8 protein-coding genes are annotated in these 6,541 nt (G+C 38.8%); 3 read left to right on the top strand and 5 right to left on the bottom strand.

Features of this window, described 5'->3' with window-relative positions; genetic code table 11:
• The 3 genes from HMPREF9304_RS14975 to fdxA all read left to right on the top strand — a co-directional run.
• On the top strand, positions 1 to 589 hold a 589-nt coding region (locus HMPREF9304_RS14975; RefSeq protein ID WP_231564504.1), incomplete at its 5' end, for a hypothetical protein.
• Between the two features lie 88 nt (positions 590 to 677).
• Positions 678 to 1,133: a transposase gene (locus HMPREF9304_RS09175; RefSeq protein ID WP_036928364.1), complete on the top strand. Its 456-nt coding sequence runs from the start codon at positions 678 to 680 to the stop codon at positions 1,131 to 1,133.
• A gap of 358 nt (positions 1,134 to 1,491) precedes the next feature.
• Positions 1,492 to 1,662, top strand: a complete 171-nt coding sequence (fdxA, locus tag HMPREF9304_RS14090) for a 4Fe-4S ferredoxin (protein ID WP_081455449.1) — start codon at positions 1,492 to 1,494, stop codon at positions 1,660 to 1,662.
• Positions 1,663 to 1,956: 294 nt separating this feature from the next.
• Here the strand turns inward: fdxA and HMPREF9304_RS09170 are convergent, their stop codons facing one another.
• The 5 genes from HMPREF9304_RS09170 to HMPREF9304_RS09150 are packed head-to-tail and all read right to left on the bottom strand — an operon-like array spanning position 1,957 to position 6,530.
• Positions 1,957 to 3,378: a tetratricopeptide repeat protein gene (locus HMPREF9304_RS09170; protein ID WP_036928363.1), complete on the bottom strand. Its 1,422-nt coding sequence runs from the start codon at positions 3,376 to 3,378 to the stop codon at positions 1,957 to 1,959.
• 51 nt (positions 3,379 to 3,429) lie between these two features.
• The gene (locus tag HMPREF9304_RS09165; RefSeq protein WP_036928362.1) at positions 3,430 to 4,395 is read right to left on the bottom strand and encodes a PstS family phosphate ABC transporter substrate-binding protein; all 966 of its coding nucleotides are present in this window, start codon (positions 4,393 to 4,395) and stop codon (positions 3,430 to 3,432) included.
• A 1-nt stretch (position 4,396) separates the two neighbouring features.
• Positions 4,397 to 5,233, bottom strand: coding sequence for an energy transducer TonB (locus HMPREF9304_RS09160; protein WP_008122906.1), 837 nt, complete (start codon positions 5,231 to 5,233; stop codon positions 4,397 to 4,399).
• Between the two features lie 35 nt (positions 5,234 to 5,268).
• A complete protein-coding gene (locus tag HMPREF9304_RS09155; RefSeq protein WP_008122904.1) occupies positions 5,269 to 5,907 on the bottom strand; it encodes an ExbD/TolR family protein in 639 nt (212 codons plus the stop codon).
• A 2-nt stretch (positions 5,908 to 5,909) separates the two neighbouring features.
• Entirely contained in the window at positions 5,910 to 6,530 is a 621-nt protein-coding gene (locus tag HMPREF9304_RS09150; RefSeq protein WP_036928361.1) for an ExbD/TolR family protein, read from the bottom strand.
• Between the last annotated feature and the right edge of the window lie 11 nt (positions 6,531 to 6,541).

Raw genomic sequence — 6,541 nt, 5'->3', positions numbered from 1 at the left:
TGGCAACTCTTTGGTTGATGATTCTACCTTAATATATTCTTCGTCATGGCAACAATGCAAATTTCGTGGCAACGCACTGCGTGATAACGTATCGATAATGTATGTCCTGAAAAGACAAAAACACGATTTTTGTGGCAACTCTCTGGGTGATGATTCTGCGTTAATACATTCTTCGTCATGGCAACAACATAATTTTTATAGCAACGCCCTGAGTGATGATACTTCGTTAATATATTCTTCATCGTGGCAACAATGCAAATTTCGTGGCAGCGCTCTGGGTGATGATACTACGTTAATACATTCTTCATCATGGCAACAATGTAAATTTCGTGGCAGCGCATCGAATAACGCTGCATCGTTGGCACACGCCTCGAAGAGGCAAAAGCTCACAGCCCAAGGTAACACCTTGGGTAAACATCCGCAAATTGGCTTTCGCCCTGTAAGGGCAAAAGCATTACATATCAAAGCATTACGTATGCTTTTGTCCTTACAGGACGTCCCCACACCGTTCAACATTACCCGGGGTGTTACCTCGGGCTGTACGCTATTGCCCCTGCGGGGCGTTAATCTTCAACCCACACCAATTTAGGAAGGCGTTTTGTGCTGCGCACTTTTCCTACTTGGGTGCATTAAAAAAAATGATAGAACAACCAACCTAAATCAACATCGTATAACTTATGTCACAATCGCTCTGTAAAATATATATACACCTTATATTTCATATAAAAACAACAAGTGCTTTAATAAGGAGAGAGGACTTGCCTCGTGTACACCAATATATCGGACAACTGGTAAATATTACGGGTTGTAGCGTTATGCGTGTCGGTGGCATTGAAGACCATGTCCACGTATTGTTTCTATTGAACAAGAACGTGGATTTGGCACATGTGGTAGAAGAGATTAAACGAAACAGCAGCAGGTGGATAAAAACGATAGACAACCATTATAAATCGTTTGCATGGCAAGGAGGATATGTTGCATTCTCCGTTAGTCAATCACAAGTAGATCGGACGCTGTTGTATATTGACAATCAAGTCGAACATCACAAAAGCATGTCGTTTAAGGATGAGTATCTCCTGTTTCTACAAAACTATCATCTTGATTTTGATGCACAGCATATCTTTACAGACTGAGAAATTATTGTATAACCAAATAGGACTTCCATGAGAGTTTACTGTACACCCCTTTTTGTATTCTCTCGATGCGAATGCGTGCTTTTATTTATCGTTATGGAATTTGATGTTGAGAAATAGAGGTAACGGCATGGGCAGAATTTCAAATGTGAATTATGCTTTGATGTTTACACTCAAAAAAAGTTTTAGCGAATAGTCATAATTTGAAATAATTACTGTACCTTTGCAGTATTCAAAAGTAGGAGCGACTACAGTGAATACAATTAGATGGTAGTACAATCATGTAGAGATAATAGTTTGCTGTTATGGTGGTTGGTGCTACTTTATACAAAAACATTAATTTACAAAAAACAACATTATGGCTTACGTAATTGGAAATGACTGCATTGCATGCGGTACATGTATTGATGAGTGCCCAGTAGGAGCAATCTCTGAAGGTGAAATTTATTCTATCAATCCTGACACTTGTACTGAGTGTGGCACTTGCTCAGAAGTTTGCCCAAGTGAGGCAATCTCTCTACCTGAGTAAAGACGGCATTTGTAAAAATGAGAAACGGCAGAAGTTGGTGTATCAATTAGGCATGATATGCTAACGATGGCTGACAGATTTGAAACGAGATACTTTGAAATGATTGAGTGTCTCGTTTTAATTTTTCTTTTTGATTATTGAGAAATCGAAGACAGTATCTCCTACCTATTCAATAATAGGGTCACCTTGATGTTTACACAATATCTTGAAACGTTGGTTCTGTTATAAAAAAAATAATGAGGGCGTATCTGTTTAATGCTTGATACGTCCTCATTATTTGGTTTGTTATATCATTTATTTTTTCATTCCTAAAGCCTGTTTAGCGACCTCATTGGTTGGATCAAGTTCAAGAACTTTTTTCCAATATGAGTCAGCTGTTGCTTTATTCTCCTTTAATAGATAGTAGTATCCTAAGTATCTATAGGCTTCAATCAATCTGGTGTTATCTACATTATCACGATTTTCCTTCTCGCTTAGCGACTTGGCTAATGTCTCGTAGAAAGGTTTAGCTAATCCTTGTTTTGTTTCAGGATCCAAGTTAGAGTTAACACGTGCACGCAGGAAATTAGCAAAATCGATGTTTGCAGGGAATTTCTCACCTAATTGCTTATACACCTCATCCGCTTTGCGATAAGTAGCTTTTTGTTCTTCTCCAGTTTGACTGGCTGCCATGGTCGTATAGATGGAACCTAATCCAGCTAAGTCAGTAGCAGAAGGCTTTTGGGCTTTTGCCAAATAATCTTCATAATATTTGATGGCATTAGCAAAGTCGCCTTTACCAAGGTAAGCATCAGAGAGCCCTTTCTTATTGTTATTTAAGAGTTCGGCATTCTCTTTATTTGCATCTAATGCCTTCTCGAATATCTTGATAGCGTTGTCGTATTGCTTATCACCCAAATATGCTTGACCATAGTAGGTGTAATCATATCCAGAGATTACCGCACTATCAGAAGCATTGAATAATCGATCGGCATATTTAAGTGCGTCTTGAATTTGACCTTCGTCCGTGTAATTGTAGAATGCAATTCTGTTCCATGCAGCGTAACGAGGATTCTTCTTCAGTCCATACAAAGCCATATCCAAACTCTTCTGACGTTTTTGAGAGAGATAGCCTGCCATGGCATAGTTGGTAATGTCTACATTTTCGAGTTTTGACTTATCTACTTTTTCGTAATATTGCATGCTCTTATCCAGCATGTTTGAATTATAGTAAATTCTTGCAGCTAAAGCATCAACAGCAATGTCAGGTCGTTGAGTGCGCAAATCATTCAAATTCGATACTGCTTCCTCTGGGCTTCTACCACGAAGAATGTTTGCGTATTTGAAATATGCATCTGGATTTTTTGGATCAAAGTATTTAGCCTGTTGGTACCAACCTGCTGCAGCACCACCGTCATCTTTCAATACTTCAACGTCACCTGCCAAGATATAGGCTGGTGCATATTTCTTATCACGTTCCATAGCAAGGTTGGCATATTTCATAGCCATTTCAGTATTCTTCTGATCTAAGAATGCCCTTCCTATTCCAACAAGCACAGCTGGATTCTTTTTGTTCGCCTTGAAAATAGGTTTTAACGCCTTTTCAACATCGTTCTTTGTTGATTTAATAATCTCTGTTGCTTGTTTAATGGCAACTTGGTCTTCGCTTTGTGCTATCACTGGAGCCGACATACTCATGAGTAGGACTCCTGCTAATACGTATTTAATTTTCTTCATAATCGTTTTGTTTTTGTTTTGTTTTTTTTGCGACTCTGAAATCTGTTGTGGTTATTCATTAGAAACACGTACATTTCTTACAGTCAGATTTCCGTACGCAGGCAACAAGCCTGTCTTTAAAATAATCTTTTGTCCTTTGTCTTGTGATATAATGAAGTTAGAAAAACCTGTGGGTAATCCCATGTGGGTGTCGTTAAGTAATATATACAAAGTTCGTGCCAAAGGGTAACTCCCATTGAATATATAATATTGGTATGGTTTCCAACTGTTCTGTACGTTTGCGATTGGAACAGAAGATACCGCCATTGGGCGGATTTCTTTTTTGAAGGTCAAGTTGGTAGTGTCACGTTTGTCGTTTAACCAATTGCTTCCAATAATTCCGATAGCACCTTTGTTTTCTTCTACATACTTAATTACTTCAGCAGTCTTCTTAACTGCTGCTACATTCTTATTTAGAATTGGTTTCCCTCCCAGAATAGAATCTTCTACGAAGTGAACTGCTGAAGAGTTTGGATTATCAAATACTATAGTGATTTCTCCTATTTTGGATTTCGGATAAATTTGATTCCAATGTGTAATTTTTCCGTTTAGGATATCCTTTATGTTGTCAACACTGATACAAGAATCAGTGTTGCTGATGTTCTGAATTAATGCAAGTCCGTCGTATGCGAACCTTACTGAGCGAGGGAATTGTTTTCTTGCTTTTAGACTTTCAAGTTCCTCTTTCTTAAAATCCCGCGAGGTAATGACCATCCAAACTTCTCCTTTCAGTAGCTTGTTGATGGCTTCTGACTCATTTGTATAGATGGGAGTCAGCTTGGCATCTGGGTAAGTAAATTCAAAGAGCTCGCGTTCCTCTTCTATTACTGGACTAAAACTTTCGTCAGAAGCAAAAGTGATTGCTCCTGACGAATAAGTGTCTGTTCTCCCATCTTTTGGCTTCTTATTTTTACAAGAAACCAAAAGACAGGTGATTAGTGTTAATCCTACAAGTATGTAAGATATATTTCTCTTCATGTTATTGTAATTTGAACGAAACAGGTACGTTATATTTCACACGTACAGCTGAACCATTTTGCTTACCAGGAATCCAAGCAGGCATGCTCCTTACTACACGAGCAGCCTCCTTATCCAATGAGGGGTCTACAGAACGAACTACTTTCACGTCCGTGATATGTCCGTCTCTCTCTACAACGAAAGACACAACGACACGTCCCTGAACACCATTCTCTTGTGCTACTACAGGATATTTAACGTTATCTCTTAAATAGTTCATCAGTGCAGATGGACCACCAGGGAATGATGGCATCTGTTCTACTACGTCGAAGACCTTATTTTCCACTTCTGGTTTAGGCTCTGGTTGAGCCACTGCTTCTTTCAGTTTCAATACTTCACCACCCTTGTCATCGTTACCTTTTACATCAATGGCACCGATGGCAGTTTTGGAACTCATCAAATCGTCTTGAGTTTTCAATTCTTCTTCAGGTTTTACTTCATTATCTTTCTTGATAACAGGTGCTGTAAACTTGATAGAACTCTTTACTCGCTCAACTACCTTTTCAGGTTCTACTTGAACTTTCTTGGTTTGCTTTACCTCTGCCTTTTTCTTGGGTTGTTCAAGCTTAGAAAGTTCTACAACCTCTGTCATTGCTGCTCTCCTTTTTGCTTCTGCATCTGCTGCCTTTTTAATAGTAAGTCCAACTTGGCATAGCAAAACTAATACGACTACAGCAAGGATAGAGATAACATTTCTCTTACCTGTGCCTTTTCTTAGCTGATAGGCACCGTAAGACTGGTTGCGTCCGGCAAAAACGATGTCGGTCCAATCACCAGAAATCAAATCTATTTTTGACATTGTTACTCTTTTTTAATGGTTAATACGATATCCTCTTATTCGACACCTTTCGCTTTCAACAACTTTTCGTCGTCTTTTGAAATCTTATCGAGGACATACTTACCAATGCTGCAAATCTGCATCTCGTCGAGCGCATCTACTACATTCTTATAACTTGCTTTATCTGTTGCTTTAATGATGACTGTCATGGTCTGAATTTTCTGACCATTGATTTCACCTCTTTTTATTTGAGATAATTCTTTGCTATATACAGAATCAGGCATTTGCTCTTTTTTCAAGTCAAGTTCAGCCTTTGCTTTCATCACTTCCAATACTGGTTGCGTATTATCTTCTGTGGTGTGCTGTATCAATACTTTTCTGATTCCATCTTTACCCCATGTAGTTTCTTTAAGGGTTGATGGATCATCGTATTTCGGTAGCCCTGCCACGTAGTAGATTTTGTTGTTTCCAGCAACATAGATGGTAATAGTGTAGGAAGCCTTGGTAACTGATTTGTCTTGATCTGTCATGTTCTTATCGTTACTTGGCATACTCAGCTCCATGGTTTGTGGTTTGGCCAAAGAAGTACAGAGCATGAAGAACGTAATAAGAAGCATCATCATGTCCACCATAGGTGTGAAGTCTACGCGGACATTAATCTTCTTCTGTTTACTTGTATCTTTTGAATTTGCCATACTTATTTATCCTCCCCAGTCTTTAATGAAGTGATGAGATAATAACGATTCTGGTTCATGTCTTGAAGTTCTGACATTAGCTTCTTGATGTTGGCATAAGGAGTATCGGCATCTGCCTTAATTGCAATTTTGATATCCTCATTCACATTCAAGGCTTCGGTTACCCAAAGTTGGAATTCACTCTTACCTCCATCAATAGAATCAAGAGGAACACCCGCTTCAGCACCCGTAATTACTTCGGTCATTTTCTCATTAGGAAGACCTAAGTAGCCTTTTAAGCTATTCAATGGCACACCCCACATAGGGTCTGCTTGGAACTTCATCATTTCTTGATTTGTCAGTCCGATACTACTCGTCTCGTTCATTCCTTGAATAAGACTCAACAGATCGTTCTGATTATCCATACTCATAAACACCTTGCCAGCTTTATCGACAACGATGTTTAGCACGTCGTTTTCTGGAACTTTGATTTCTGATACAGACGATGGCTGGTTAACTTTCACTGGCTCGTTCTTAACGAATGTTGAAGTCAACATAAAGAACGTCAGCAAGAGCACCATCACGTCTGACATAGGAGTCATGTCAATCCAGACGTCATGTTTCTTAACTTTTAACTTACCCATAACTGAATAAT

The sequence above is a fragment of the Hoylesella timonensis S9-PR14 genome (assembly GCF_000762405.1).
GTDB classification, from domain to species: Bacteria; Bacteroidota; Bacteroidia; order Bacteroidales; family Bacteroidaceae; genus Prevotella; species Prevotella timonensis_A.
Note: the sequence above shows the minus strand (reverse complement) of the source record. Positions and strands in the feature narration are given on the sequence as shown.